The 26,588-nt window shown below is 71.3% G+C and carries 25 protein-coding genes; 15 read left to right on the top strand and 10 right to left on the bottom strand.

What is annotated here, in order from left to right:
• Positions 1-16: 16 nt before the first annotated feature.
• Positions 17-2,392: an excinuclease ABC subunit UvrA gene (locus Q3W68_RS17995; protein WP_302906531.1), complete on the top strand. Its 2,376-nt coding sequence runs from the start codon at positions 17-19 to the stop codon at positions 2,390-2,392.
• Positions 2,393-2,432: 40 nt separating this feature from the next.
• Here Q3W68_RS17995 and Q3W68_RS17990 read toward each other — a convergent pair whose 3' ends face one another.
• From Q3W68_RS17990 to Q3W68_RS17980, 3 genes are all read right to left on the bottom strand, one after another.
• Entirely contained in the window at positions 2,433-3,140 is a 708-nt protein-coding gene (locus Q3W68_RS17990; RefSeq protein WP_302906530.1) for a response regulator transcription factor, read from the bottom strand.
• Positions 3,141-3,238: 98 nt separating this feature from the next.
• The gene (locus Q3W68_RS17985) at positions 3,239-4,501 is read right to left on the bottom strand and encodes a sensor histidine kinase (protein WP_302906529.1); all 1,263 of its coding nucleotides are present in this window, start codon (positions 4,499-4,501) and stop codon (positions 3,239-3,241) included.
• A 6-nt stretch (positions 4,502-4,507) separates the two neighbouring features.
• The gene (locus tag Q3W68_RS17980; RefSeq protein WP_158614791.1) at positions 4,508-4,921 is read right to left on the bottom strand and encodes a hypothetical protein; all 414 of its coding nucleotides are present in this window, start codon (positions 4,919-4,921) and stop codon (positions 4,508-4,510) included.
• A 441-nt stretch (positions 4,922-5,362) separates the two neighbouring features.
• Between Q3W68_RS17980 and lanKC the strand changes: the two genes are divergently transcribed.
• The 3 genes from lanKC to Q3W68_RS17965 all read left to right on the top strand — a co-directional run bounded on the left by lanKC (position 5,363) and on the right by Q3W68_RS17965 (position 11,434).
• Entirely contained in the window at positions 5,363-8,023 is a 2,661-nt protein-coding gene (gene lanKC / locus Q3W68_RS17975) for a class III lanthionine synthetase LanKC (protein WP_302906528.1), read from the top strand.
• Positions 8,024-8,350: 327 nt separating this feature from the next.
• Positions 8,351-9,616, top strand: a complete 1,266-nt coding sequence (locus Q3W68_RS17970) for an MFS transporter (protein WP_302906527.1) — start codon at positions 8,351-8,353, stop codon at positions 9,614-9,616.
• A 405-nt stretch (positions 9,617-10,021) separates the two neighbouring features.
• Positions 10,022-11,434, top strand: a complete 1,413-nt coding sequence (locus tag Q3W68_RS17965) for a hypothetical protein (RefSeq protein WP_302906526.1) — start codon at positions 10,022-10,024, stop codon at positions 11,432-11,434.
• Between the two features lie 348 nt (positions 11,435-11,782).
• Here Q3W68_RS17965 and Q3W68_RS17960 read toward each other — a convergent pair whose 3' ends face one another.
• Both Q3W68_RS17960 and Q3W68_RS17955 read right to left on the bottom strand, forming a co-directional pair.
• Positions 11,783-12,283 (bottom strand): hypothetical protein, encoded by a 501-nt coding sequence (locus tag Q3W68_RS17960; protein WP_302906525.1) that lies wholly within the window; start codon positions 12,281-12,283, stop codon positions 11,783-11,785.
• A gap of 270 nt (positions 12,284-12,553) precedes the next feature.
• Complete coding sequence (locus Q3W68_RS17955) at positions 12,554-12,736, bottom strand: helix-turn-helix domain-containing protein (protein ID WP_302906524.1); 183 nt, start codon at positions 12,734-12,736, stop codon at positions 12,554-12,556.
• A 524-nt stretch (positions 12,737-13,260) separates the two neighbouring features.
• Between Q3W68_RS17955 and Q3W68_RS17950 the strand changes: the two genes are divergently transcribed.
• The 3 genes from Q3W68_RS17950 (at position 13,261) to Q3W68_RS17940 (ending at position 15,821) form a co-directional block, all read left to right on the top strand.
• Positions 13,261-13,509 (top strand): hypothetical protein, encoded by a 249-nt coding sequence (locus Q3W68_RS17950; protein WP_302906523.1) that lies wholly within the window; start codon positions 13,261-13,263, stop codon positions 13,507-13,509.
• A 12-nt stretch (positions 13,510-13,521) separates the two neighbouring features.
• Positions 13,522-14,478, top strand: a complete 957-nt coding sequence (locus tag Q3W68_RS17945) for a hypothetical protein (protein WP_302906522.1) — start codon at positions 13,522-13,524, stop codon at positions 14,476-14,478.
• 224 nt (positions 14,479-14,702) lie between these two features.
• The gene (locus Q3W68_RS17940) at positions 14,703-15,821 is read left to right on the top strand and encodes an IS630 family transposase (RefSeq protein WP_302906706.1); all 1,119 of its coding nucleotides are present in this window, start codon (positions 14,703-14,705) and stop codon (positions 15,819-15,821) included.
• A gap of 3 nt (positions 15,822-15,824) precedes the next feature.
• Here the strand turns inward: Q3W68_RS17940 and Q3W68_RS17935 are convergent, their stop codons facing one another.
• The gene (locus Q3W68_RS17935; RefSeq protein WP_302906521.1) at positions 15,825-16,091 is read right to left on the bottom strand and encodes a hypothetical protein; all 267 of its coding nucleotides are present in this window, start codon (positions 16,089-16,091) and stop codon (positions 15,825-15,827) included.
• Positions 16,092-16,350: 259 nt separating this feature from the next.
• Here Q3W68_RS17935 and Q3W68_RS17930 point away from each other — a divergent pair, with 259 nt between their 5' ends.
• The 4 genes from Q3W68_RS17930 (at position 16,351) to Q3W68_RS17915 (ending at position 20,370) form a co-directional block, all read left to right on the top strand.
• On the top strand, positions 16,351-16,683 hold the full coding sequence (locus Q3W68_RS17930) for a helix-turn-helix domain-containing protein (protein ID WP_302906520.1): 333 nt from the start codon (positions 16,351-16,353) through the stop codon (positions 16,681-16,683).
• A gap of 654 nt (positions 16,684-17,337) precedes the next feature.
• Positions 17,338-18,339 carry a tyrosine-type recombinase/integrase gene (locus Q3W68_RS17925; protein ID WP_302906519.1) on the top strand — a complete coding sequence of 334 codons (1,002 nt, stop codon included), beginning with the start codon at positions 17,338-17,340 and terminating at the stop codon, positions 18,337-18,339.
• Between the two features lie 51 nt (positions 18,340-18,390).
• Positions 18,391-19,410 carry a hypothetical protein gene (locus tag Q3W68_RS17920; protein WP_302906518.1) on the top strand — a complete coding sequence of 340 codons (1,020 nt, stop codon included), beginning with the start codon at positions 18,391-18,393 and terminating at the stop codon, positions 19,408-19,410.
• Positions 19,411-19,503: 93 nt separating this feature from the next.
• Entirely contained in the window at positions 19,504-20,370 is an 867-nt protein-coding gene (locus Q3W68_RS17915) for a bifunctional 5,10-methylenetetrahydrofolate dehydrogenase/5,10-methenyltetrahydrofolate cyclohydrolase (protein ID WP_302906517.1), read from the top strand.
• A 3-nt stretch (positions 20,371-20,373) separates the two neighbouring features.
• Here Q3W68_RS17915 and Q3W68_RS17910 read toward each other — a convergent pair whose 3' ends face one another.
• Complete coding sequence (locus Q3W68_RS17910) at positions 20,374-21,153, bottom strand: endonuclease/exonuclease/phosphatase family protein (protein WP_302906516.1); 780 nt, start codon at positions 21,151-21,153, stop codon at positions 20,374-20,376.
• Between the two features lie 198 nt (positions 21,154-21,351).
• On the opposite strand from Q3W68_RS17910, the gene Q3W68_RS17905 reads away from it, so the two are divergent.
• Positions 21,352-22,101: a TSUP family transporter gene (locus Q3W68_RS17905; RefSeq protein ID WP_302906705.1), complete on the top strand. Its 750-nt coding sequence runs from the start codon at positions 21,352-21,354 to the stop codon at positions 22,099-22,101.
• Complete coding sequence (locus tag Q3W68_RS17900) at positions 22,086-22,889, top strand: GNAT family N-acetyltransferase (RefSeq protein ID WP_302906515.1); 804 nt, start codon at positions 22,086-22,088, stop codon at positions 22,887-22,889. The genes Q3W68_RS17905 and Q3W68_RS17900 overlap by 16 nt, the downstream gene beginning before the upstream one ends.
• On the opposite strand, the gene def is transcribed toward Q3W68_RS17900, so the two are convergent.
• Both def and Q3W68_RS17890 read right to left on the bottom strand, forming a co-directional pair.
• Positions 22,869-23,378 carry a peptide deformylase gene (def, locus tag Q3W68_RS17895; RefSeq protein WP_269696996.1) on the bottom strand — a complete coding sequence of 170 codons (510 nt, stop codon included), beginning with the start codon at positions 23,376-23,378 and terminating at the stop codon, positions 22,869-22,871. The genes Q3W68_RS17900 and def overlap by 21 nt on opposite strands.
• Positions 23,379-23,399: 21 nt before the next feature.
• Entirely contained in the window at positions 23,400-23,897 is a 498-nt protein-coding gene (locus Q3W68_RS17890) for a MarR family winged helix-turn-helix transcriptional regulator (protein WP_302906514.1), read from the bottom strand.
• Between the two features lie 48 nt (positions 23,898-23,945).
• Here Q3W68_RS17890 and pip point away from each other — a divergent pair, with 48 nt between their 5' ends.
• Entirely contained in the window at positions 23,946-24,893 is a 948-nt protein-coding gene (gene pip, locus Q3W68_RS17885; RefSeq protein WP_302906513.1) for a prolyl aminopeptidase, read from the top strand.
• Positions 24,894-24,991: 98 nt separating this feature from the next.
• Here the strand turns inward: pip and Q3W68_RS17880 are convergent, their stop codons facing one another.
• On the bottom strand, positions 24,992-26,185 hold the full coding sequence (locus Q3W68_RS17880; RefSeq protein ID WP_302906512.1) for a chorismate-binding protein: 1,194 nt from the start codon (positions 26,183-26,185) through the stop codon (positions 24,992-24,994).
• A gap of 123 nt (positions 26,186-26,308) precedes the next feature.
• On the opposite strand from Q3W68_RS17880, the gene Q3W68_RS17875 reads away from it, so the two are divergent.
• Positions 26,309-26,509: a DUF5999 family protein gene (locus Q3W68_RS17875; protein ID WP_013286363.1), complete on the top strand. Its 201-nt coding sequence runs from the start codon at positions 26,309-26,311 to the stop codon at positions 26,507-26,509.
• Positions 26,510-26,588: the final 79 nt, after the last annotated feature.

Here is a 26,588-nt window from a genome sequence, read left to right as displayed (position 1 = left end):
ACCGGACGGAGACACCATGAGCAAGGCCACCACCGGCCTGCACCACGCCGACAGCCACGACATCATCCGCGTCCACGGCGCCCGCGAGAACAACCTGCGCGACGTCGACGTCGAGATACCCAAACGCCGCCTCACCGTCTTCACCGGCGTCTCCGGCTCCGGCAAGAGCTCACTGGTCTTCGGCACCATCGCCGCCGAGTCGCAGCGCCTCATCAACGAGACCTACAGCGCCTTCGTCCAGGGCTTCATGCCCACCCTGTCCCGCCCCGAGGTCGACATCCTCGAAGGCCTCACCACCGCCATCATCGTCGACCAGGAACGCATGGGCGCCGATCCCCGCTCCACAGTCGGCACCGCCACCGACGTCAACGCCATGCTGCGCATCCTGTTCAGCCGCCTCGGAGACCCCCACATCGGCCCACCCAACGCCTACTCCTTCAACGTCCCCTCCGTACGCGCCGCCGGCGCCATCACCGTCGACCGCGGCCCCGGCAAGACCCAGACCAAGAAGGGCACCTTCAACCGCCTCGGCGGCATGTGCCCCCGCTGCGAGGGCCGCGGCGCCGTCACCGACTTCGACCTCACCGTCCTCTACGACGAGAAGCTGTCCCTCAACGAGGGCGCCATCACCATCCCCGGCTACAGCATGGACGGCTGGTACGGCCGCATCTTCCGCTCCAGCGGCCTGTTCGACCCCGACAAGCCCATCCGCGACTACACCAAGCGGGAACTGGACGACCTGCTCCACAAGGAACCCACCAAGATCAAGGTCGACGGCATCAACGTCACCTACACGGGCCTCATCCCGGCCATCCAGAAGTCGATGCTCGCCAAGGACGTCGACGCCATGCAGCCCCACATCCGCGCCTTCGTCGAACGCGCCGTCACGTTCACCACCTGCCCCGACTGCGACGGCACCCGGCTGGCCCCCGAAGCCCGCTCCTCGAAGATCAACGGCATCAACATCGCCGACGCCTGCGCCATGCAGATCAGCGACCTCGCCACCTGGGTACGCGACCTGCGCGAACCCTCCGTCGGCCCGCTGCTCAAGGCCCTGGGAGACACCCTCGACTCGTTCGTCGAGATCGGCCTCGGCTACCTCAGCCTCGACCGCCCCGCCGGCACCCTCTCCGGCGGCGAGGCCCAGCGCACCAAGATGATCCGCCACCTCGGCTCGTCCCTCACCGACGTCACCTACGTCTTCGACGAACCCACCATCGGCCTGCACCCGCACGACATCGCCCGCATGAACAACCTCCTGCTGCAACTGCGCGACAAGGGCAACACCGTCCTGGTCGTCGAACACAAACCCGAGACCATCGCCATCGCCGACCACGTCGTCGACCTCGGCCCCGGCGCCGGCACCGCCGGCGGCACCATCTGCTACGAAGGCACAGTCGCCGGCCTGCGCGCCAGCGACACCACCACCGGCCGCCACCTCGACGACCGCGCCACCCTCAAGGACAAGCTGCGAACGCCCACCGGCACCCTGCCGATCCGCGGCGCCCGCACCCACAACCTGCGCGACGTCGACGTCGACATCCCCCTCGGCGTCCTGGTCGTCGTCACCGGCGTCGCCGGCTCCGGCAAGAGCAGCCTCATCCACGGCTCCCTCGCCAAGCGCGAGGACGTCGTCAGCGTCGACCAGACCGCCATCCGCGGCTCCCGCCGCAGCAACCCGGCCACCTACACCGGCCTGCTCGACCCCATCCGCAAGGCCTTCGCCAAGGCCAACGGCGTCAAACCCGCCCTGTTCAGCGCCAACTCCGAAGGCGCCTGCCCGACCTGCAACGGCGCCGGCGTCATCTACACCGACCTGGGCATGCTGGCCGGCGTCGCCAGCACCTGCGAGGACTGCGAGGGCAAGCGGTTCCAGCCCGCAGTCCTCGAATACCACCTCGGCGGCCGAGACATCAGCGAGGTCCTCGCCATGTCCGTCGACGAGGCCGAGACGTTCTTCAGCGACGGCGAGGCCCGCACCCCGGCCGCCCACACGATCCTCGACCGGCTCGCCGACGTCGGCCTCGGCTACCTCACGCTCGGTCAGCCTCTCACCACACTGTCCGGAGGGGAGCGGCAGCGGCTCAAGCTCGCCACCCGGATGGGGGACAAGGGCGGCGTGTACGTCCTGGACGAACCGACCACCGGCCTGCACCTGGCCGACGTCGCCCAGCTGCTCGGCCTGCTCGACCGGCTCGTCGACGCCGGGAAATCCGTCATCGTGATCGAGCACCACCAGGCCGTCATGGCCCACGCCGACTGGATCATCGACCTCGGCCCGGGAGCCGGTCACGACGGCGGCCGGATCGTCTTCGAGGGCACCCCCGCCGACCTCGTGGCCGCCCGGTCCACACTCACCGGCGAACACCTCGCCGACTACGTCGGCGCCTGACCGCCGTACCCCGCTGAGGCCCCCGGCCGCGCCGCGGGCCTCAGCGGGACAGGCCGGCCATCCGGGCCGGCGGCGCCGTGCCGGGTTCCACCAGGCCGCACTGGTACGCGGCCACCACCGCATGCGTCCGGTCACGCATCCCCAGCTTCGTCAGGACCCGGCTGACGTGCGTCTTGACCGTCGCGTCGCCGAGCACGAGGTGCTCGGCGATCTCCCGGTTCGACATCCCGTACGCCATGAGCACCAGGACCTCGCGTTCCCTCGGGGTGAGCCCGCGCATCTGGACCGGTGTGGGCAGCCCCGGGTCGGGCCGGGAGGCGAGGTCGTCGAGCAGCCGCCGGGCGACGGCGGGATCTAGCCACGCCTCCCCGGCGGCCACCGCGCGGATGGCCGACACCAGTTCCTCGGGCGCGGCGTCCTTGAGCACGAAACCGGAGGCGCCCGCCCGCAGCGCGGCGTGCACCGCCTCGTCCACGTGGTAGGTGGTCAGCATGATGATCCGCACCGGCCGGTCGGCGTCGTCGATGAGCTTCTCCTCGGCCATCGACCTGGTGGCGGCCAGACCGTCGGTGCCGGGCATCCGCACATCCATGAGCACCACGTCCGGGCGCAGGCGGCGACCGAGTTCCACGGCCTGCGCCCCGTCGTCGGCCTCGCCGACGACCTCGATGTCCGGCTCGTTCGTCAGGAGCATCGCGAGTCCCGCCCGTACGAGCGGCTGGTCGTCGGCGAGCAGCACCCGGATCATGAAGGCTCCCGTCGTCGGCGGCCGTGACCGCGGCCCCACCACATGATCATCGGCGCCGGCGTCGGCGGCTAGCCGGATGTCGCACAGCGGACACGCGTTCACCCGACAGCGGGCACCCCGCCGTCACCCGGCGCCGCCACGAGATCGCCGCGCTGCGCGACCGGCAGCGTCGCGCTCACCCGGAACCCGCCCTCGGGACGCGGCCCGGCGACCAGGCGACCACCGACGCGTTCCAGCCGCTCGGCCAGACTGGCCAGCCCGTTGCCGGTCGACAGTCCCGCCGCCGTACCGCCCGGGTCGCGGCCGGTGCCGTCGTCGTCGACGCGCAGCAACACCACCCGCTCCTGCCACCCGAAATGAACGGTCGCGCAGGCCCTCCGCCCGACGTGCTTCAGCGTGTTCGTCAGGCTCTCCTGCACCGTCCGGTACGCCGCCAGCTCGATACTCGGATCCAGCGGCCGGGGGCTGCCGGACACGGACATCGTCACCGTCAGCCCCGCACACCGCATCGACGTCAGGAGCACCTCGATGTCGTCCAGCCGCGGCTGCGGGCCCGGCTCACCGCCGGCCGCCGGACCCGACTCGGCCCGCATCACCGCCAGCAGCCGGCGCAGCTCCGCCATCGCCTGCTGCCCGGCCTGCTGGATGTGCAGCAGCGCCTCCCGGGTCCGCTCCGGGTCGGAGGCGGTGAGCCGGGCGGCACCGGCGGCCTGCAGGACCATCACAGTCACCGAGTGGGACACCACGTCGTGCAGTTCGGCGGCGATCCGGCGACGCTCCAACGCCACCGCCTCGGCCCGGGCCAGCCGCCGCTCCCGTTCCAGCTGGGCCACCCGCCGCCGGTGCCGCCGCACCACCGAACCAGCCGCCCACGCGGCGGCGTAGATGAGCGCGAACATCAACGCGGTGACCACGAACTCCCCGGCCCGCGCGCCCGGGTTCGGTTCCACCCGGAACGAATCGAGCGCGCTGAGCAGGCTACGCGCGCACGCCGCCGCGTACGCCACCGCCGACACCACGAACGGCCGCAACGCCGCCACCGTGTACAGGGCGACGATCAGGCCCACCCACGGCCGGTAGTCGTGCACCAGGAACCACATCGCCACGCCGTGGGCGCACTCGAACACGAACACGGCGACCGGCGCGCGGGCCCGCCACCACAGGGCGCCGATCGACAGCACCGCGGCGAGCACCTGCAGCCACTGCCGGGCCGGGCCGACCGGCTCGCTCTGGATCACCACCGACGAGGCCGTGAACAGGTCGAGCAGGCACAGCACCGGCAGCAGCAGAAGATCGTGACGCCACCATCTCGCAGCCCGCGCCGGGCCGGACGGCGCCACCGCACCGGTCACCGTGGTCATCGGCGGCTAGGAGTCTTCGGCCGGGCAGCCGATCCCGAACAACCGGCAGGTCCAGGACAGCGGGGAGCCGTCGTCGTCACCGCCGCCGTCACCGTCCGGCGGCGTCGCCGCGCTCACCCGGTGCGTCGTCACCGGCGCCGCCGGACGGCCCGGCACACCCGGCCGGCCCGCCCCCACCAGCACCACCGACGGTACGACGTCACCGGCGGCGTCCGCGGCCACCCGCCACCGCCGGTCCGTGTCGTCGGCGAGCAGCGCCAGCACCCGGCGCACCGCCGACGCGTCGGTGCCGTACCCACCGGGAACCGCCTCGCCGGCGATCGACACCATCAGCAGGTCCGCCGGGTCACGGTGCAGCACCGACACCTCGGCGACAGTGAGCGGTCGCACCTCCGCGCCGCTGACCCCGACCAGACGCACCGCGTCACCGGACCGCGGCCGGCCGGCACCAACCGTCCTCAGCAGACAACGCCGGCCGTCCAACGCGACCCCACGCGCGACAGTCACCCACCCGGCCGGCCGCTGCGCCTGCAGGAGCACAACCGTCGGCGGCGACTGGACCTCGGTCATCATCAAGGACCTCCAGAGAACAGGAAAGGGCGGGCGAACAGCCCGCGTACGCGACGAATTCTGGCCGACACCGGGCCCGGCGGACGTCCCCGTACCGGGTGACATCCGGTGTCACCTTCCAGACGGACCCCCGGCGCCCGGCACCGGGCCGGGGAGGACCCCGAACCTCGCCCCACGGCCGGACGCCAGGACCGGCCGGCTACGACCACGATGGAACCAGTCCGGACGACGGCGACGACACACCGAACGCCCCGGACACCCATCCCGTCCGTCACGGCAGCGAGGTTTGCCATGCCCACGCCCGGTGCGTTCCTGATCGCCGACCCGGTCCACGCCGACTCACCGGCATACGTCGCCGACGCTGCAAGCCGGTTCCCGCTGGCCGACCAGACCCCGCCCGGCGGCTGGCGCGTCGCCGAGCACGGCGGCTGGGTCATGTGGCACCCGCCCCACGCGCAGCTGCCGCAGCAGGGCTGGAAGGTGCACGTGTCAGTCGGCCTCGACGACGCCGCCGACGTACTCGACCTGGTACGCGACCACTGCGTACGCCACCGCGTCGCCTTCAAGTTCCAGCGCAGCCGGCGACTCGCCCTGGTCAACAACGAGAAGTACGCCCACCGGGCCGGCAGCGGCAAACTCGCCGCCCTCTACCCGGCCGACGACACCGCCCTGCGCCGCACCCTCAACGACCTCGGCGCCCGGCTCGCCGGCTACCGCGGCCCGTACGTCCTCAGCGACCTGCGCTGGCACGACGGCCCGCTCTACCTGCGCTACGGCGGATTCGCCGAACTCTGGTGCGTCGACGGCGACGAACCCGTCCCCGCCGTCGCACGCCCCGACGGAACCCTCGTCCCCGACCGCCGTGAACCCGTCTTCACAGTGCCCGACTGGGCACCCGTACCCGACTTCGTCGCCGAACACATCGCCGCCGTCGACGCGCAGGCCGACGACGAACCCCCGTACCGCATCGAAGAAGCCCTGCACCACTCCAACGCCGGCGGCGTCTACCGCGCCACCGACCTGCGCGACGGCCGCACCGTCGTCCTGCGCGAGGCCCGGCCGCTGGCCGGGCTCGACGGTGCCGGAACAGACGCGCTCACCCGCCTGCGCCGCGAGGAGGACATGCTGCGGCGCCTCGCCGGCCTCGACTGCGTACCACGACTGCTCGACCGCCTCACCTGGTGGGAACACGAATTCCTGGTCGAGGAGTTCGTCGAGGGGGACACCCTGCAACACCACCTCGCCATGCGGCACCCCCTGATCCACCCCGACCCCACCGACCAGGAACTGGCCGACTACACCGCGTGGGCGCTCGACGTCGTCGACCGGGTCGAGACCGCACTGTCCCAGGTACACGCCAGGGGAGTGGTCTTCGGCGACCTGCACACCGCCAACGTCATGATCCGCCCCGACGGCCGGATCGTGCTCGTCGACTTCGAACAGGCGTACCTGGTCGACGAGGACTTCACCCCGTCACTGGGCGACCCCGGCTTCGCCACCCCGCGGATACGCCGCGGCCCGGCCGTCGACAGGTACGCGCTGGCCTGCCTCCGGCTCGCCGTCTTCCTACCGATCACCCAGCTCACCGCCCTGACCGACGAGAAGTTCGACGACCTGACGACCGCGGCCCGACGGTTCCCCCTGCCGGCCGGCTACCTCCAGCGCATCCGGGACGACCTGCACACCGCACGCACCGCGCCCACCACCGACGGCACCACCACGGCACCCGACCGCAGCCGCGTCACCCGCTTCCCCTGGCCCACCGGCCAGACAGCCGACCACACCCCGCTGCTCGAATCACTCGCCGCCGGGATCCGCGCCACTGCCACACCGCACCGCACCGACCGGCTCTTCCCCGGCGACCCCGGGCAGTTCCCGCACGGCGGCGCCACCCTCGCGCACGGCGCCGCCGGCGTCATCTGGGCACTGGTCAACACCGGCGCCGACTACCCCGAACGCGACGAACACCTCGACTGGCTCGTCCGCGCCGCACGGCGCCTACCCACCACACACCTCGGCCTCTACGACGGCCTCGCCGGCATCGCCGCGCTGCTTGACCGCACGGGACGCCACGACGACGCCGCGGAACTGCTCGACCGATGTCGCACCGGCCTCCACGACCGGTACGGCCCCGGCCTGCACAGCGGCCTCGCCGGCATCGGACTCGCCCTGCTCCGCACCGGCCGGCCCGTCCCCGACGACGCCCTGCGCATCGGCGACCGGCTCGCCCGCACCCTCACCGGCGACACGAAACAGCCCGTACCCGAACCCGCCCGCCCCGGACTGCTGCGCGGCTGGTCCGGCCCGGCCGTCTTCCTCACCCGGCTCCACGAAGCCACCGGCGACCCCGCCTGGCTACGCGCCGCCCGCACCGCCGTCCGCCGCGACCTCGAACACACAGTCCGCGACGACAAGGGCAACCTGCACGTACGCGACGGCGCACGACGGCTGTTCTACCTCGACGAAGGCAGCGCCGGCATCGCCGTCGCCGCACACACGCTGCTCCACCACGGCGAACGCCCCTGGCTGCGCGACGTCGTCACCACCGTCCGCCGGACCGTCGACGTCGAGTTCGTCCTGCTGCCCGGCCTCTTCCACGGCCGCGCCGGACTGCTCGCCACCGCCGCCCTGCTCGCCACCGCCGCCCTGCTCGCCGACGACCCACCACCGCACCGGCCGCGCGCCACGCGCCCCGTCGGCCTCGTCCGCGACGGCGCGGCCCGCCCCCACCCGGCGCACCTGACCCGGCTCGCCTGGCACGCGTACGCCCTCGACGGCCGGCTCGCGTTCCCCGGCGACACCCTGCTGCGGATCTCGACCGACCTGGCCGCCGGCGGCGCCGGAATCCTGTCCGCGATGCACGCCACGCTGCACCGCACCGGAGTCACACTGCCCTTCCTCGACGCGCCCACCCACGTCGCGTCCACCGACCGCCTCCTCGCCGCGAGCTGAACCGGCCGGCACCCACAGACCCCGTCGGAACCCACCGACGGCCCCACCACACCCGCAAAGGAGGTGAACCACCATGACGAAGCTCCTCAACCTGCAGGCCATGGCCACGCAGAACGGCACCCGCCACGCGGTCCCGCCGCAGTCCAGCAGCATCAGCATCGCCTGCTGCAACGGCTGAGACGGCAGTGGCGACAGGGCCACGGCCCCGGCCACACCTGATCCGCCTGGCGACCCGGGCGGGCGGCCCCCCGCCCGCCCGGGTCCGTCGTCAACCCGCCCCACAGCCGGTGCAGCCCTCCCGCCCGCCACCTCGCCTACGGAGCCCTCATGCCGCCCACCGGCCTGCGACACAACCGCGACTTCCTCCTGATCACCGTCGCCCGCACCGCCTCGAAACTCGGCACCCAGGTCACCGCCGTCGCCACACCGCTACTCGTCCTGATGACGACCGGCTCCGCCACCGACGCCGGCCTCGTCGCCTTCGCCGAAGGCATGGCCCTCGTCCTCGTACTCCTGCCCGCCGGCCTGCTCGCCGACCGCCGCGACCGGCGCATCCTCATGCTGTGCTGCGACGGCGGCGCGCTGCTCGCCGTCACCGGCGTCACCGTGCTCGCCCTCGTCGGAGACGCACCCGTCCTGCTGATCGCGCTGCTCGCCGCCGCCACCGCCGGCCTCGGCGCCGCGCTGCAACCCGCCGCCGCGGCGGCCACCCGCGCCGTCGTCCCGGCCCGCCACCTGCGTACGGCGACCGTGTTCAACGAGACCCGCAACGGCGTCGTCCACCTGGCCGGCCCACCGCTCGGCGGCTTCCTGTTCGGCCTCGCCCCGGCGCTGCCGTTCCTCGTCGACGCGATCTCCTACGCCGTCTCCCTCGTCGCCGTGGTCCTGCTGCGCGGCCCGCTCGGCCAGTCCCTGACCAAGCCGGGGGAGTCCCTGCTCCGGCAGGCGGTCGCCGGTGTCCGCTTCCTGTGGCGCCACCCCTCACTGCGGTTCACGCTGCTCAGCGGCGCCGTCCTGAACTTCGCGTTCGCCGGCGTGCTCCTGGCGATCATCGTGGTGCCGGTCCGCAACGGCGCCTCCGGCCTGTCCGCCGGAACCGTCATGGCGTGCGTCGGGCTCGGCGCCGTCGCCGGCTCACTCGTCGCGTCCTGGCTGACCGCCCGGATACCCACCCGCTGGCTGATCCTCGCAGTCATCTGGGCCTGCGGCGTGCTGACCGCCGCCATGGCCACCACCGACAACGGACTGGTCCTGGGCGCGCTGGCCGGCGCCTGCGTCCTCGTCGTACCGGCTGCGAACATCAGCATGCTGACCCTCCAGACCCTGCTGACCCCCGGCGACCTCCAGGGCAGGGCGAACGCCGCCACCAGCTTCATCGCGCTGATCGTGGCGCCGTTCGGCCCGGCACTGTCCGGTCTGCTGATCGACCGGGTACCGGCCCCGCTGGTGTTCGGCAGTTTCGCAGCGGTCATGCTGACGCTCGCCGTCGTCGCCGCCCTCGCGCCCGCCGTGCGCGCCATGCCCGATCTGCGGTCCGCCGAGGACGTGCAGGAGGCGGGGGAGGCCGAGCACCGCGACCCGCAGCCGGTCTGAGCCGGCGCAGGGGGAGGCGTCGACAGCGATTCCACTCCTCAGGGTTGGTCGGAAGCAGAGAGCCGCGTCGGTGTTGCGGGTGCCGACCACCGCCTCGAACATCGATCGTCGGCTGACCGGGCCGCAGCCTGGTCAACGACCTTGGTGCTTTCCAACCTCGATTACCATGTAACAGCCGCCGGTGAGGTGGCAGCCGCTCCGGCCCACTTCGGAGAAGCCGGTTCGCGGACGCGCGGCAGCCGGCCCCGCAACGGTCCGGCGCCCCGCCGGACCTGGATGCCCCGAACTGATTGTCCGACCTGGCGCCGCGAGTCCAGAAGGCGCTCGATTCGGACGAGGCGTCGTAGCCGACCGGTGGCCGGGTGGCGTCTCCATTTTGGATCGATCCGCAGGTAGGCTGCGGGCGTGTCCCAAGGCGAAGCCTTCGAACAGGTCCCCTCTTACCTGTGGCAGTACGCGCAGGACCAAGATTTCCTGGCCGACGCGGCCGGCGAGACGAAACGCTTCCTCACCGAGCTGGCGAGGGACGCCAGTATCGACGTTCACCTAGTGGCGGCGCGCCCCAAAACCCTGGCCTCGTACACGAAGAAATCAAAAAAAATCAAGGACGACGGAACACCGAAGTACACCGATCCGGCTGCCCAAATCCATGACTGCGTAGCGGCGCGGGTAATCGTCTACACCACCCGTGCCCGCAACGACCTGGCGGATCTCATCGTGAGTCGCTGCGCGGTCCGGGAACGGCAGAATCCCGGCGACATCAAGCACAACGGTTACGACAGCGAGCACATCGTCATCTCGGGCATCAAGGATACCGACATGCAGCATCGCTACGTGGCCCTCGCGAAGTACCTCGGTAAGTACCAAGGCCTAGAGATCCAGGTGCGCAGCGTGGCGGGTCACGCCTGGGCGGAGTACGAGCACGACATCCGGTACAAGTCCGGTGCGTATCAGGAGCTGACGCCCGGCGACAGGGGGCGGGTGGATCGGTACTTCGTCGAAGCTGGCGGGATGCGCCGGTACATGGACAAAATCTTCGACGAGATCGAGGAGTTCCTCCGGCCGCAGGACGCCAGCGATGCCGCACCGGCGGGCGAGCCCGTGGTTGGGGTGGACGAGCCGTCGCCAGAGGCGCTTAACCCGACTCCACTGACTCTAGGAACATTGGGCGAGTTCATTGCCGACCGCTTCCCAAGCGATGAGCCGGGCGACCCCCAGTCGCTTGCCGTTCTCATCGACCAGCTGACCGCGCTGGACGTGACCACCATCGGCCAACTGCAAGCGGCGCTCTCCGACCTCGACGAGGGCCAGGTTGCCCGGCTGATGGACTATCCGACTGAGACGACCGTGGTCCGAAGGTTGGACGACGAGTTACTCGCCGTCTTCCGTGACCGCTACGTGAAGGCCACCGAGGACGCCGACCGGCAGCAACTGCTGCGCCTGCGGCTCCGCCGTGTACGCGGCCGGTTCACGATCTACTCTTTGGAGGAGCCGGGCGGCACGCGACGACCCGTGGCCGCGGCGCGAGCCGTACGCGATCTAGTGAAGTTCGTCGCCGAGCGCGAGGGCATCGCGGCGACGATCATCAACGGTGCCGTCGGCGCGAATCAAAACGATGTGACCCCGGGGTATTTTCCAAGGGAGGTACAGACCTCTTCCGGCCCGGTGTACGTCGCGACGAATCTGACTCGCTCCCACGCCGAGAGCCTGATGGAGAAGTTGGTCGCACGGGCTCCCGGATCGAGCCTACGGGTCAAGCGGGCAGGTGACCTCCTCTTCGAGGCGCCTTCAGGGATCTCGGAAGCAGATTCCGTTTGAAGCTGCCCGTTGCCTGCCGACGTATGCGGTGGCCGCCGTCGCGACCGGAGCAGAGGCTCCGCCGGGCGCATCGCGGCATCTACTGCGAAAGCGCGCGGGCCGTGGGGCGGCCGTAACAATATCCGGTATGCGGCCGCTTCCTGGCCGCTGGCGGGAGCACGGAGAGTCGATCCGCTGCAGGCGCGGCTGCTGTTCGTGTGCGGCCGTGAGAGATACGCCGGTTCAGAGGTTCGACGATGAGCCTGACGCGCCCCACACCATGGGGCTCAAACTCGCGACCATCTCGTGCCGCATCTCGCAACCAGAGCCATCGAAACCTAACCACATCAGTACCCAGCCCGAACGGCGTCAACGACCGGCGTCCCTCTGCACCGCCAGGTCGTCCGCAGGCAAGTTCGCGTTGACCATGACCTGGCGGCGCTGAGTATCCAGGATCCGCATCCGCAGCTCCTCGGATATCCCCACGACGAACAACTCGACGCCGAACTCCGCAGCCGCCAGGGCGAGCCAACCCGAGATCGAGTCGCGCGCTTCATGACTCGCGAACGCGATGATCGCACGGGTCCTCTCCCAGCCAGGTTCCCGCTTGAGCAGAGCCAGCTTGAGCACGTCCTGCGCGATCTTCTTCGGCTGCGACCCCTTCAGCCTGCCCTGCCGGGCATATGCCTCGACCACGATCCCCATGTCCGATGTCGCCGCATCCACCTCGACGAATACACCACCAGACAGAGCAATTCGATCCGGCCTAGCTAAGACCACGCCCAAAGACACCGCAAGCCCCGCGACGATTTCTCCCTCAGCCCGGCGCTGTGTCTGCGAGTCGCTCTGATGCGAAGCACCTTCAGGCATGCCGCCGAGCATAAGGCCACTGAGCGGCACAGCGGCACAAGCTGGCTGGTACCGGATTGATTGCTTGCCGATGTCGACACCTCATGCGGTTCGGCCTGAGCCGCCGAGCGGGTCAAACCAAACCGACCACAACCAGAGCGCATGTCATCACCGGATCTAGCACCGCGGCAGCCTCCCCGCGGCATGGCTTAGCGCGCCTTCCTCGTCGCCCCGCTTGGGCGCCGGCCTCAACAGGTCGGCAATCACAGCGCGTTCTCGTGGAGGGCCAGCTTAGCTTCGGGCCCGCTCTCCGTAGGCACCGTCGAGCCAGTCGACCAAAGCGGTTGCCCGTACCCGCCACTCACCGGCAATGGTGTTGCCGGGCATGTGACCACTGATCATCTCCGCGATGACGGTCTCTTGCGGCACCCCGAGCATTCGCGCCACATCGGCAGCTGTCCAGACCTCGAGCACTGCGCCCGCCTCTGGTGTCAATGCGATTGCCGCCTGAGCCGCGGGGGAAGTTCTCGGCATTGCTTGGGCTACCTGCTGCGACGCCGGGGCCGAGTCCCTTTCCGCGCTGCGGCCACTACAGTCTTCGTCCGCCAGCGCACTGTCGTCAGCTGCAGTGTTGCGTGCAACGGGCTTGAAGTCCTCGGCTACCGGTCGGCGGGCGAGACGCGGGCCTATCAGCACGGTGGCTCCCACGCTGACGAGCCAAAGCTGGAGCACGAGACCAGCGCCGTCTACCGCGACCGCCAGTACAATCAGCCAAGCGAGGGCAAGGGCAGTGCACAACCATGGCGACCACGTCGGCCGGATAGCCGCATCTCGCGCCGTACGTACCACCGGTCCATAGTGGCTCACCACCGCATCGGCGGCACAAGCGACACGCATCGGGGATCGAGGTCTGGTCTACCGGCCCGTTACGCCGAAGCCAGATCGGACGTACTCTACGTGCACGTTGGCCTCCCGGGGGGTGGCGCATGCGAGGCGGGATGGCGCAAACACTGTGGGTGCTGTGCGTTGTTCTTTTGAACCACTACAACGAGGATGCGCCCGTCACCTACAACGGTGGCTCACATGGCGCTAAGCCGTACCGCTGCAAGTTGTGCAGGCGCATCGGTTTGACAACTGTCCCGAGGCCGCAGTGCTTCGGCCGACAAGGTGACGCCCACGATGCGGCGCCGATGGAGCGGATGCCGGAAAAGTGCCGCGACCAGGCCGTCAAGCTGATCATCAGGTGAGCTGGCCGGACCATGGGTGATGTGCTGGCGGTGCGCCTGGGGGCCCGTCTCGTCTTTGTCACGGTCGTTCCCAATGTCTTCATGCTGGGCGCGCTGGGATTCCTCCTTGCCGCAGGTGCTCCCCGCCGCAGACCGTCATGGGTGGCAGCCCGGGAGACCATCGACGGCATGTCATTTCGAGACGCGTTGCTAATCGTCGCCCTGCTCACCGTCGTGTCGTTGGCTACTCATCCCCTTATGCTTCCATTGATTCAGGTGGTGGAGGGGTACTGGTCGTCGCTCCCCGGTGGGCAGGAGTGGGAGAACTGGGGCAGAGAGCGCTACCGCCGGTTCTGGCACCTCGCCGAAACGATCGCCAAGGATACTGGGGAGCCGGAAAACCGGCGCACGGAGGCCTTGCGTCGGATGCGGTGGCTACCGGAGGATTCCGACAGGGTTCGAGCCACTGAGCTGGGCAACGTGCTCTACGCTGGCGAAGTCCGCGCCGGCGCCCGGTACCAACTCAGGACGGACGTTGCGTGGCCCAGGCTTCGTCGGATCATCCCGGAGCAGACCAGTGCCGCCGTAAATGACGCACGCAACCAACTGGACGCCTCCGTGCGATTTTGCGCCCTCGGCCTGCTGGCCACGGTGGCCAGTCTGCCGATGTTAATCCGGTACGACGTCTGGCTACTGTTCTCCTTCGGCCTATATCTATTCGCTTGGGGCAGCTACCGCGCGGCCGTGGCAGCCGCAAAACGGTTCTGCCAAGAGTTGGCGGTCGCGTTCGACCTGCACCACCTCGAACTCTGGGACGCGCTGTCGCTCGAGCGCCCTGCGCACCTCTTCGCCGAGCGCCACGCCGGCGACGACTTGTGCGAGGTGCTCGCCGGCGAGGAGCAGATCGGCGACGAGATGTACGAGGCGTTCAGGTACGTCGCGCCACAGGACCGGGCGCCCCAGCAGACTGACGGATCGAACACGGGCTGACGACGCCAGGGGCAATGGCTCGCATCCGGCGGACCCGAGGCCGCGGTGGTGAAGACCTCGGCGCCGTCGCTTGCCATAACGGCCGAGGCGAGCCGCTCCATGGCAGCGGCGATCACCTCGTCGATCGCGTCCGTCTAGTGCTCTGACCACGAAGGTTCGCGGTGTTCGATGACACGCCGTCCGGCCTGGCTGCCGGACGGCATCGCGGCCATCAAGCTGTGGCGGTGGCAGAACCCGTGCGCGTCCGGCGGCTCAGCGACCAGGAGGGTCAGCAGCTGCTGAGGATCACCCGTCGTGGTACCGGCTCGGCAGTCCGATTACGGCGGGCCATGGTCGTGCTCGCTTCAGCCGGTGGGAACACCGTGCCGGCGATCGCCCGGCTGGTGCAGGCGGATGAGGACACGGTTCGGCAGGTCATTCACCGGTTCAACGAGATGGGCATGGTCAGCCTGGACCCTCAGTGGGCGGGTGGCCGTCCCCGCCTGATCAGCGACGATGACGAGGCGTTCATCGTCGAGACGGCCAGCGCCCGCCCGGAAGCACTGGGGCGGCCGTTCACCCGCTGGAGCGTGCGGAAGCTCGCCGACTACCTCACCGGCCATGCCGCCCGCCGAGTTCGGATCGGCCGAGAGCGGCTGCGACAGATCCTGCATCAGCACAGGATCACGTTCCAGCGGACGAAGACGTGGAAGGAGTCCACCGACCCCGACCGGGATGTCAAGCTGGCCCGCATCGAGTACGTCACCGCGCATTTCCCGCAGCGGGTGTTCGCCTTTGACGAGTTCGGGCCACTGGTCATCCGTCCGCAGGCCGGTGCCGGGTGGGCGCCGTCAGGGCATCCGCAGCGGCTGCCGGCGAACTACCACAAGTTGCATGGGGTCCGGCAGTTTCACGGCTGCTACAGCGTCGGCGACGACCAACTTTGGGGTGTGGTCAGACGTCGCAAGAGCGCCACGAACACCCTGGCCGCGCTCAAATCGATCCGGGCCGCACGTCCGGACTGGGCGCCGATCTACGTCGTCCTCGACAACCTGTCCGCGCACAAGGGCACCAAGATCCGGGCGTGGGCGGCTCGGAACAAGGTCGAACTGTGCTTCACCCCGACGTATGCGTCCTGGGCCAACCCGATCGAAGCGCAGTTCGGCCCGCTGCGGACCTTCGTGATCGCCGGCTCCGACCACCCGAATCACACCGTCCTGACCCGCAAACTGCAGGCCTACCTGCGCTGGCGAAACGCCAACGCACGCCACCCCGACGTTATGGCCGCCCAACGCCGCGAGCGCGCCCGTATTCGCAGCGAACGCCAACAAGTCTGGCGACAGCCGACCACACGTGCTGCCTGAGCGTCACGCGCCGGTTGGCCGCCCCACCTCGCCAAGCGCATCCAGTAACCGCTGCCTCGCCTCCTGCAGCCGGACCGGGTAGCCCGGCCTGAACACCTCCACCAGCGAGGTCTCCAGCGCACCCGAGATGCGATACAGCGGTGACCACACCGCCCGGTCACGATCGACCAACTCGTCGAAATCGGCAGTGCCCATCATCCGATGAAGCCAGTCCGAGAACACCAACGCCTCGTCCCGGCTCAGCCCGATCATGAAGTCATCCTCCGCCACCGCGCCGAGGCTACCGTCCGCTCAACACCGCGAACGTTCGTGGTCAAGGCACTAGACATGGCCGGTGACGGTGCCGTCTGCGTTGACGAACGCGATCACGCCTGACTGCGCCGCAGCGACCTCGGCCATGTCGAAGAATCAGACAGTCGGGCGTGGGAGCGCGGCGTAACCGACTGGGACGGGAACCTGGCTGGCTCCCTGCTCCATCTCTGCGGTCGGCGCCGGAGTCTCCTCGACCCCAAAAGTTCCATACAGGCCGATGACGGCGGTGGCGGCGAAGCGGCTCAAGCGGCTGGTCGCCGACGGTCTGCTGCAGCGACGACCCCATCAGGAGCCGGGGGAAAAGGATCAATACGAATACCCGCTCACCGAACTGGGCCGCGACCTCTTCCCGTGCTCGTCCCCTGATGTGATGGGGGAGCGGCTCGGCCGGGACGGCGCGGGAACTGTCCACGCCGGCTGCGGTAGCCCGCTCAGCGCTCTGGTGAAGTGCGCAAACGCGACGAACTCCCGTAAGGGAAGCTGCCACCTCCAGCCGAGGATCTCTAGGTCGTGCTCCAAGCCAGGTGCGGCCGAGGGTCCCAAGCGGTGAGGCGCAGGTCGGCGAGAGATTCTGCGCCCGGGCGCGGATCTCCTCACGGACGCTACCGCCTGGCTCAGGATGAGCGCCGACAGCGATGCCTGATGGGCTTCGCCGCGGAGACGAACCCGCGAGTCCTGCCCGAGAGCCTCCGGTGGATCCGGTTCGATAATGTACATTATGTCAAGTAACGAAGAGACGGCCCTCCCCGGGCGCACCCGTGGCGGCTGATCGCCACGAGCGCCGGGCGTCCACAGGACGCCACTTCCTTGCGTAGCCCAACGCTGTTCATGCGCGGGCGCAGCGACATTCATTCGGCCACAGCGAGCGGCCGGGTTCACCTCGGGTGGTCAGCGCCGAGGCTGCGAGGCCGCTGGCCCATCAGCGCAGGTCTCGGTCACGCCGTTGTCCGCACGCGGCAACTCCGCATCCCCGGAGCACCCCCCGCGCGCAGCACCCACCGCCCAGCCGCGCGGCCCCGTCCGCTCACCACCCCCGGCTCCGTCGATCATGAAGTTGGCGGCAATCGGTGTCCGCTTTGTCGCCGCCAACTTCATGATCGACGGCATGAGCAGCGGCGGGGGCGGCGGCCGGATTGGGAATCCGCCACTCTCCCCCGGGCGGGCACTTCTGGCGGGAACGCGAGAATCATGCATAATATGTCTTATGCATGACAAACCGGACGGAACGGTACCGGCTCTGATCGAGGAGTTCCTCACCGCCCGGGCCACCCGTAAGCCCTCCCCCCACACCCTGGCTGCGTACCGGAGGGATCTGACCGCTGTCGCCGCGCTGGTGGCGGCGGACGGTGACGCCGCCACTCCCCTCCCCCTGGACCGGTTGGCGGTCAGCGCCCTCTCCCCCCGGGTGATGCGGGCGGCGTTTGCGAGGTTCGCCGCTCCCCGCGCCGCCGCGTCGGTCCATCGTGCCTGGTCGACCTGGAACAGCTTCTTCACGTTCCTGGTCGCCGAGGGTGTCGTACCGGGAAATCCGATGCCGGCGGTGGGGCGGCCCCGCACGCCGCTCCCCCGGCCCAAGCCGCTGCGGGGCGAGGACACGCCGGAGGAGCTGCTGGCGGCGGTGGCCCGGGCGGAGGGCCGGCAACGTGATCCGTGGCCGGAGCGCGACCTGGCGGTGCTGGCGCTGGCGTTGTGCGCGGGGCTGCGGCTGTCGGAGCTGCTGGCGCTGCGGGTGTCGTCGGTGGCGGGGCGCGACGGCGAGCGGCGGGTGGACGTGGCGGGTAAGGGCGGGCGGCCGCGTACGGTGCCGATCGAGGACGCCGTGGACCGGGTGCTGGCCGGCTATCTGGACAGCCGGCGGCACCGGTTCGGGTCGCGCAGCGTGCGGCCGGACTCGCCGTTCCTGGTGGACCGTCAGGGTGAGGCGTTGCGCCGGGGTGGGCTGCAGTACCTGGTGGAGTCGTGTTACCGGCGGGCGGGCATCGGTGACCGGGTGCCGCGGGGCGCCCGGTTGCACGCGTTGCGGCACACGTTCGCGACGCGGTTGGCGGAGGACGGGGCGAGCGCGGCGGAGATCATGCGGTTGCTGGGGCACGCGTCGTTGGCGTCGTCGCAGACGTACATCGAGGTGACGGCGGGTCAGCAGCGGGCGGCGGTGGCGGCGAACCGTACCAACCGGGCGTTGTCGGGGTTGACGCCGCCGCGGTGACGGCCGCGCGGCGGTCGGCGCGAGGGGTGGTGCGCTGGCAGGATCGGCCGGATGCGGGTGGGTGCGGCGCGTGCGGTGGCGGTCGGGTGGGTGCGGGAGCGGATGCGCGTCGATCCGTCGATCGAGGGGGCGTTCTTCAGCGGGTCGACCGTGGGGTTGCCGGAGGACGCGGTGCTGCCGGTGTGGTCGGACGTGGACGTGTTGCTGGTGTGCCGGGAGCCCGGCGGGAAGGTGGGCAAGTTCGTGCACCGGGGGGTGCTGCTGGAGGTCAGCACGACCACGTGGGCGCAGTTGGGTGGCCCGGAGGACGTGCTGGGGTCGTGGGTGTTCGCGCCGATGTTCCGTACCGATGGGGTGATCGCGGATCCGTCGGGCCGGTTGGCCGCGGTGCGGGAGCGGGTGGCGGCGGGGTTCGCGGATCCGGTGTGGGTGGCCGCGCGGTGCGCGGGGGTGCGGCGGCGGATCGAGGCCGGGTTGCGGGCGGTCGACGCCGAACCGCCAACCGCGGAGCAGGTGCTGGCGTGGGTGTTTCCGACGTCGTTGCTGGCGGTGTGGCCGGCGGTGGCGGGGTTGGTGGATCCGACGGTGCGGCGGCGGTACGTGCGGGCGGAGCGGGTGTTGTCGCGGTTCGGGTTCGCGGATCGGTATTCGGAGCTGCTGGACACGCTCGACGGCGGCGGGGCGGGCGTGGACGCGGCTCGGGTGCGGGAGCATCTGGACGGGCTGGCGGTGGTGTTCGACGAGGTGGCGCGGCTGCCGCGGGAGGGGTTCGCGTTCGGGGCGGATCTGGGTGCGGCGGGGCGTCCGGTGGTGTTCGACGGTGCGGCTGAGCTGATCGCGGCGGGCCGGCATCGGGAGGCGATGTTCTGGGTGCTGGTGACGTACGCGCGGTGTCATGTGGTGTTGGGCGCGGTGGCGCCGGAGCGGGAGCGGGCGTTCGGGGCGGTGCTGGCGGATCTGGGGGTGGCGTCGGCGGCGGATCGGCGGCGGCGGGCGGACGGTTTGCTGGCGGCGTTGCCGGGGTGGCAGGCGGTGGTGGATGCGGTGGCGGCGGAGGCTGTGGCAGGCTGAGGGGGAACGCGACTGGCGGCACGGGGATGGGTGAACCATCGGGGAGCTCGTCGTGGGGGTCGACCGCCTGGGCCTCCGCGGGCGAGGTGTCGTATGTCTTCTGCGCGGTTGTTGCCGGGTGCTCCGGTGGCGGAGCGGGTGTTGTCGGAGGTCGCCGCGTCGGTGGCCGAGTTGCGTGCGGCGGGGGTGACGCCGGCGCTGGCGACGGTGCTGGTGGGTGACGACGACGCGAGCGCGGGCTATATCCGGATCAAGCAGCGCCAGGCGGCGGAGCTGGGTTTCGCGTCGCCGCACGTGCATCTGCCGGCGGCGGCGTCGCAGGCGGATCTGCACGCGGTGCTTGCGGATTTCAACGCGGACAGGACGGTGCACGGGGTGCTGGTGCAGTATCCGATTCCGGGTCACCTGGACTACGACCGGGCGTTGGCGGTGCTGGATCCGGACAAGGACGTGGACGGGATGCATCCGGTGAACATGGGCCGGTTGGCGTTGGGGTTGCCGGGTCCGTTGCCGTGTACGCCGGCGGGGATCGAGGCGTTGCTGGCGTTCCACGGTGTGCCGGTGGCGGGCCGCGAGGTGGTGATCCTGGGGCGGGGTGCGACGTTGGGCCGGCCGTTGGCGATGTTGCTGGCGCAGAAGCGGCCGACGGCGAACGCGGCGGTGACTGTGGTGCACACGGGGGTGGCGGACTGGCCGCGGTACACGCGGCGGGCGGAGATCCTGGTGGCGGCGGCGGGGGTGCCGGGGATCGTGCGGCCGGAGCATGTGCGTCCGGGTGCGGTGGTGGTCGGTGGTGGGGTGCGGTACGAGGGGCGGCGGTTGCTGCCGGACGTGGACGAGTCGTGTGCCGAGGTGGCGGGGGCGATCACGCCGCGTGTGGGTGGGGTGGGTCCGACGACTGTGGCGATGTTGTTCCGCAACGCGGTGGAGGCGGCGCGGCGGCAGAGCGGTCTGGGTTGAGCGTCAGCCGAGGTCGACGACGAGGGGCCGGTGGTCGGAGATGGTGGCCAGCGGGGTGTGGACGGCGGTGACGGGTGGGAGCCGGTCGAGGGCGTGCCGGTCGGCGAGGATGTGGTCGAGCTGGACGCGGGGTTGCCCGGCCGGGTAGGTGGGGCGGCGGGCCAGGGGTTGCCAGCGGGTGAGCGCGGCGGCGGGTCCGGCGGGCAGGTTGAGGTCGCCGAGCAGGATCCGGGGTGCGGGCAGGGTGCGCAGGACGCGGATGACGCGGCGTAGTTGCCAGAGGTTCCAGCCGGGCACGAAGGACAGGTGGGTGGCGGCGACGGTGAGGGGGCCGTGGGGGGTGTCGAGGACGGCGGCGAGCACGACGCGGGGTTCGTCGCGGAGCAGGACGAGTCCGCCGCCGGGGCCGGGTGCGTAGATGGGTGAGCGGACGGGGGCGGCGCGCAGGCGGGTGACCTGCCAGGAGCGGACGGGGTGTCGGCTGATCAGGCCGATGCCGTAGAGGGGTTCGCCGTGGCCGTCGTCGTCGTGGGTGAGGGGGCGGAACTGTTCGCCGGGGGTGCCGACGACGGCGGCGGCGAAGCGGTGGTGGTCGGCGTGCAGGGCGCGGGCGGCGACCGCGGTGAGGTCGAGTTTGCCGCTGCGGGTCTGGTCGCGGTCGACTTCCTGGAGGGCGAGGACGTCGGCGTCGAGGTCGGTGACGGCGGCGGTGAGCCGGTCGGGGTCGACGAGCCCGTCGGTGAGGGAGCGGCCGTGCAGCAGGTTGAAGGTGGCCAGGCGCACCTGGACACCCTACGTCGTCGTGGGAGTCTTGCCGGGTGCTGAAACTGTTGTGCTGTTCGATGCTGGTGTTCGTGGCGGTGGGGTCGGCCGGGATGTGGTTGCGGCGTCGCCGGGGGCGGTGAGGCTGGCCACAGGGGGCCCCGTCGCTGGTGGCGGCGTGGGCAGAATGCGGCTGTGGATGCCCTGTCGTTGACGACGTTGTTGAGCGCTGCCCTTCTGGCCGGGTGGGTGGACGCGGTGGTGGGTGGCGGCGGTCTGTTGTTGTTGCCGGCGTTGCTGGTGGCGGCGCCGGGTGTGCCGGTGGCGACGGCGTTGGGCACGAACAAGCTGGCGGCGATCTTCGGTACGTCGACGGCGGCGGTGACGTACGCGCGGCGGACGAAGCTGGACTGGGCGGTGGCGGGTCCGGCGGCCGGGTTGGCGGTGCTGACGGCGGGGTTGGGTGCGGCGTTGGCGGGTGCGGTTCCGGGTAGCGCGTACCGGCCGGTGGTGCTGGTGGTGCTGGTGGCGGTGGCGGTGTTCGTGCTGGCGCGGCCGTCGCTGGGTGTGGTGGCGTCGCCGCAGCGGCGGACTCCGGCGCGGGTGGTGGTGGCGGTGGCGGTGGCCGGTCTGGGCATCGCGCTGTACGACGGGTTGATCGGGCCGGGTACGGGCACGTTCCTGGTGCTGGCGTTCACGGCGATTCTGGGTTCGGATTTCGTGCACGCGTCGGCGATGGCGAAGGTCGTGAACGCGGGTACGAACCTGGGTGCGCTGGTGGTGTTCGGGTTGACCGGGCACGTGTGGTGGGCGCTGGGTGCGGCGATGGCGGTGTGCAACGTGGTGGGGGCTGCGGTGGGCGCGCGGATGGCGTTGCGCCGGGGTGCCGGGTTCGTGCGGGTGGTGCTGCTGGTGGTGGTGCTGGCGCTGGTGGCCCGGTTGGGTTACGACCAGTGGACGGCGGGCTGATCGCGGTGGCGGTGCGGGCGGAGCACGACCGGGCGGTGCTGGCGGGCCTGCTGGGCCGGGATCCGGTGTTGCACGCGTACCAGTTGGGTGATCTGGACGATTTCTTCTGGCCGTACACGTCGTGGTTCCGGCGTGGCGACCAGGTGGTGTTGCTGTATCACGGGGTGGAGTTGCCGACGTTGCTGGCGTTCGCGGCACCGGATCGGGTGGCGGATCTGGCCGGGTTGCTGGCGGAGGCGGCGCCGGTGTTGCCGGCGCGGATGTGGGCGCACCTGTCCCCCGGTCTGGAGGCGGTGGTGTCGCGCTGGTTCGTGGTGTCGGAGGCGGCGGCGCATCACCGGATGGCGTTGACGGATCCGGGCCGGCTGGCGGCGGTGCCGGCGGTGGGTGAGCCGTTGGGGCCGGCGGACGCGGCGGAGCTTTCCGGGTTGTACGCGGTGGCGTATCCGGGGAACTGGTTCGACGCGCGGATGCTGGAGACGGGCCAGTACGTGGGTGTGCGGGAGCGTGACCGGCTGGTGGCGGTGGCGGGGGTGCACGTGTTCTCGCCGCGGTGGCGGGTGGCGGCGCTGGGGAACGTGACGACGCATCCGGACGTGCGGGGCCGTGGGCTGGGTGCGGGTGTGGTGGCGGCGTTGTGCGCCCGGCTGCGCGCGTCGGTGGATCACGTGACGTTGAACGTGCGGGCGGACAACGCCGCGGCGGTGCGGTTGTACGAGCGGCTGGGGTTCTCCCGGGTGGCCGGGTTCACCGAGTGCGCGTTGACGTCAGCGGCCGCGGCTGGGTGAGTCGAACCGGCCGGCGCGGATCTCGCGCAGGGCGCGGCGGCGGGTGTCGCCGCGCAGGGTGTCGACGTAGAGGCGCCCGCGCAGGTGGTCGGTCTCATGTTGCAGGGCGCGGGCGAGGAAGCCGCTGCCGGTGACGGTGAGCGGCTCGCCGTGCTGGTCGTAGCCGTGGGCGGTGGCGTGCAGCGCGCGGGGTGTCGGGAAGTACAGGCCGGGGATGGACAGGCAGCCTTCCTCGTCGTCCTGGAGTTCGTCGGACACCTCCAGGGTGGGGTTGACCATGTGGCCGCGGTGGCCGTCGGCATCGTAGACGAACACCTGGGCGTTGACGCCGATCTGGGGTGCGGCGACGCCGGCGCGGCCGGGCGCGCCGAGCAGCGTGTCCATCAGGTCGGTGACGAGGGCGCGCAGTTCGGCGTCGAAGCTGGTGACGGGTTCGCTGGGGGTGCGCAGCACGGGGTCGCCGATGATCCGGATGGGGCGCATAGTCATGCCCGGAAGGCTATCCGTTGCTTACCGTTCGCGGGTGTCCGGTGGCGTGTCCAGCAGGCCGGTGTCGGCGATGCGGTCGCGCAGGGGCCGGCGGCGCAGGGCGGCCAGGACGGCGTACAGCTCGTCGGCCAGGGGCACCGGCAGTTCGGTGTCGAGGTGACGCATGGCGGTGCTGGTGGCGGCCCATTCGGCTTCGACAGCGGGCAGCAGGGCGCGGGCGCGGCCGGTGAGGGTGACGATGCGGTGTCGGGCGTCGGCGCCGGGGCGCAGGTCGACGAGGCCGGCGCGGCGCATCTGGGCGACGGTCTGGCTGGCGGCGGAGTGGGTGACGCCGACGCGGGCGGCGAGGTCGCGGATGGGCAGCGGACCGTCGGCGACGAGCGCGCGCAGCACCGGTGAGTAGCGGGGCCGGTAGTCGGTGAGACCGAGCCGCTCGTGGACGGCGGCGACATCGCCGTCGAGGACGTCCAGGACGTGGCGTAGCAGGGTGCCGAGCGCGTCGCGGTCGGGAGCGGTCACGTCCACTAATGTAACAGCGCTGTTGTATCTGACCCCGGGAGGCCATTGATGTATCCGCCGATCGAGCCGTACGCCCACGGCATGCTGGACGTCGGGGACGGGCAGCGCGTGTACTGGGAGACGTGCGGCAACCCGGACGGCCGGCCGGCGCTGGTGGTGCACGGCGGGCCCGGCTCCGGGGCGGGCGCGTCGTGGCGGCGGCTGTTCGACCCGGCCGCGTACCGGATCGTGTTTTTCGACCAGCGTGGCTGCGGGCGCAGCACTCCCCCGGCGTCCGATCCGGCGACCGACCTGTCGGTGAACACCACCGGGCATCTGCTGGCCGACATGGAAGTGCTGCGCGCGCATCTGGGGATCGACAGGTGGCTGCTGTGCGGCGCGTCGTGGGGGTCGTCCCTTGCGCTGGCGTACGCGCAACGGCATCCGCAGCGGGTCAGCGCGCTGGTGCTGTTCAGCGTGGTCGCCAACACCAGCCGGGAGATCGAGTGGGTGACCCGGGACATGGGTCGGGTCTTCCCGCAGGAGTGGGCGCGGTTCCGCGACGGGGTGCCCGAGGCCGACCGCGACGGTGACCTGTCGGCGGCGTACGCGCGGCTGGTGAACGACCCGGACCCGGCGGTGCGGGAGCAGGCGGCGCGGGACTGGTGCGACTGGGAGGACGTGCACGTGTCCCTCGCGGGCGGATACGCGCCGAGTCCCCGGTTCGCCGACCCGGAGTTCCGGTACGGGTTCACCCGGCTGGTGACCCACTACTTCGCGAACCGGGGTTTCCAGCCGGACGGGCAGGTGCTGCGCGACGCGGGTCGCCTGGCGGGCATTCCGGGGGTGCTGGTGCAGGGCAGGCTCGACGTCAGCGGTCCCCCGGACATCGCGTGGCTGCTGACCCGGGACTGGCCGGACGCGCGGCTGGAGATCGTGGAGTCCGGCGGGCACGGCGGCGGCCACGGCATCGGCGAGCGGGTGGTCGCCGCCCTGGACGAGTTCGCCGCCGGCTGAGGCGTCACGCGGGCCTTCGCCGCGCGAACCGCCGGAGGCCCGCCGGCGCCCGGAGCCGCCGGAGCCGGGCTGCCGGAGCCGGGCCGGCGGACAGCCCGTCAGCCGGCGAGCAGGGCGCGGATAGGGGCAGCCTTGGCGGCGGCCTCGGCGACCTCGGCGGCCGGGTCGCTGTCCCAGGTGATGCCGCCCCCGGCCCACAGGTGCAGCAGGTCCCCGTCGGCGGCGGCGGTGCGGATGGTCAGGCCCAGGTCGAGCCGGTCGGGCCCGACCCAGCCGAGCGCGCCCATGCCCGCGCCGCGTCCGACCGGCTCCAGCGCGGCGATGCGCGCCAGGGCGGCGTGTTTGGGCGCGCCGGTGACCGACCCGCCGGGGCACACCGCGCGCAGCAGGTCGGCCAGGCCCAGACCGTCGGCGGGCGCCGCCGACACCGTGGACTCCGCCTGCCACAGGTCACACCAGCGGCGTACGGCGAACAGCTCGTCGACGCGCACCGAGCCGGTGCGGGCGACGCGGGCCAGGTCGTTGCGTTCCAGGTCGACGATCATGACGTGTTCGGCGCGTTCCTTGGCCGAGGCGAGCAGGTCGCGGCGTCCGGCGGGGGTGGCCGGGCGGGTGCCCTTGATGGGGCGGGTGACCAGCCGGCCGTGCTCGACCGCGACGAGGGTCTCCGGGGAGGCGCAGCCGAGCGCCCAGCCGGGGCCGTGCAGGGTGCCGCCGTAGCGGGCGCCGGGCAGCGCGGCGAGGCGGGCCAGCGCGGGCAGCGGGTCGCCGGTGTAGCCGGCGGCGGTGTGGCCGACGACGTTGACCTGGTAGACGTCGCCGCGGGCGATGGCGTCGCGGACCGCGCCGACGGCGGCGGCGTGCGCGGCCGGGGTCCAGCTGTCGCGCCACGGTCCGAGCCGCCAGGGGGCGAGGACCGGGCGCGGGGGTGCCGGCGGGCGGTCGGTGTGGTGGTAGACGACCACTACCAGGTCGGGCAGCGCCGGTGCGGGACTGGGCGCGCCGGGCGACACGCCGATGGCGTACGCGCCGGCGGCGGCGGACAGGTACAGCGCGGCACCGCACACTCCCCCGTCGGGGTCGTGGCGGCCGGGGCGGGACAGGTCGTCGCGGTCGATGCCGTGCGCGGCGAGGAAGCGTTGGGCCAGGTCGGCGGGGTCGCCGCCGTCGCCGATCGACCAGTGCAGCCGGGCGGTCTCGACGAGCCGGCGGCGGCATCCGGGCGGCGCGCCGGGAACATCGACCTCCACCTGTGGGAGCGCTTCCACGACGTCTGGGCGGTTCCGGGTCATCCGTTCAGCCCATTCTGGGTGAACATGACGCATCCTTGCTCGTTGCCGCTCAGTTTTCCTTGGTACTGTGCGTCACTGGTCATGTGAACCATGACACAGTGCCCCCACAGTCCGGAGAACCCGATGTGTCAGCACCAGCCCACCTGCCCCTCCGCCGACGCGACCGACCGCGAGGCCGCCCGCGTTCTTGCCTGCTTCCCTGAGCAGGGCTGGAGCCTGCTCTGCAACGGTGTCATCGTCTTCGAGGACACCGGTGAGCTGCTCCCCGACGGGCGCACCATCGCCCCGCACCGGGGTCCGGCCCGCCACGCCCTCGTCGCCTGAGCGATCACGCAGCGTCAGTGAGCGTACGCGCCGGTCACGACCGTCCGGCGCACCGGCCGGGGCGGGGAGAGCCCACCGC

The sequence above is a fragment of the Micromonospora sp. C28ISP2-4 genome, from assembly GCF_030519385.1.
GTDB classification, from domain to species: Bacteria; Actinomycetota; Actinomycetes; order Mycobacteriales; family Micromonosporaceae; genus Micromonospora; species Micromonospora tulbaghiae.
The sequence above is the reverse complement of the archived record's forward strand: the minus strand, read 5'-3'. Positions and strand labels throughout refer to the sequence as shown.

Coding starts and splice junctions, on each gene's coding strand:
- Q3W68_RS17995 (WP_302906531.1), top strand. CDS start 17: ATGAGCAAGGCCACCACCGGCCTGCACCACGCCGACAGCCACGACATC.
- Q3W68_RS17990 (WP_302906530.1), bottom strand. CDS start 3,140: ATGATCCGGGTGCTGCTCGCCGACGACCAGCCGCTCGTACGGGCGGGA.
- Q3W68_RS17985 (WP_302906529.1), bottom strand. CDS start 4,501: ATGACCACGGTGACCGGTGCGGTGGCGCCGTCCGGCCCGGCGCGGGCT.
- lanKC (WP_302906528.1), top strand. CDS start 5,363: ATGCCCACGCCCGGTGCGTTCCTGATCGCCGACCCGGTCCACGCCGAC.
- Q3W68_RS17970 (WP_302906527.1), top strand. CDS start 8,351: ATGCCGCCCACCGGCCTGCGACACAACCGCGACTTCCTCCTGATCACC.
- Q3W68_RS17960 (WP_302906525.1), bottom strand. CDS start 12,283: ATGCCTGAAGGTGCTTCGCATCAGAGCGACTCGCAGACACAGCGCCGG.
- Q3W68_RS17950 (WP_302906523.1), top strand. CDS start 13,261: ATGGCGCAAACACTGTGGGTGCTGTGCGTTGTTCTTTTGAACCACTAC.
- Q3W68_RS17945 (WP_302906522.1), top strand. CDS start 13,522: ATGGGTGATGTGCTGGCGGTGCGCCTGGGGGCCCGTCTCGTCTTTGTC.
- Q3W68_RS17930 (WP_302906520.1), top strand. CDS start 16,351: ATGACGGCGGTGGCGGCGAAGCGGCTCAAGCGGCTGGTCGCCGACGGT.
- Q3W68_RS17925 (WP_302906519.1), top strand. CDS start 17,338: ATGCATGACAAACCGGACGGAACGGTACCGGCTCTGATCGAGGAGTTC.
- Q3W68_RS17920 (WP_302906518.1), top strand. CDS start 18,391: ATGCGGGTGGGTGCGGCGCGTGCGGTGGCGGTCGGGTGGGTGCGGGAG.
- Q3W68_RS17915 (WP_302906517.1), top strand. CDS start 19,504: ATGTCTTCTGCGCGGTTGTTGCCGGGTGCTCCGGTGGCGGAGCGGGTG.
- def (WP_269696996.1), bottom strand. CDS start 23,378: ATGACTATGCGCCCCATCCGGATCATCGGCGACCCCGTGCTGCGCACC.
- pip (WP_302906513.1), top strand. CDS start 23,946: ATGTATCCGCCGATCGAGCCGTACGCCCACGGCATGCTGGACGTCGGG.
- Q3W68_RS17880 (WP_302906512.1), bottom strand. CDS start 26,185: ATGACCCGGAACCGCCCAGACGTCGTGGAAGCGCTCCCACAGGTGGAG.
- Q3W68_RS17875 (WP_013286363.1), top strand. CDS start 26,309: ATGTGTCAGCACCAGCCCACCTGCCCCTCCGCCGACGCGACCGACCGC.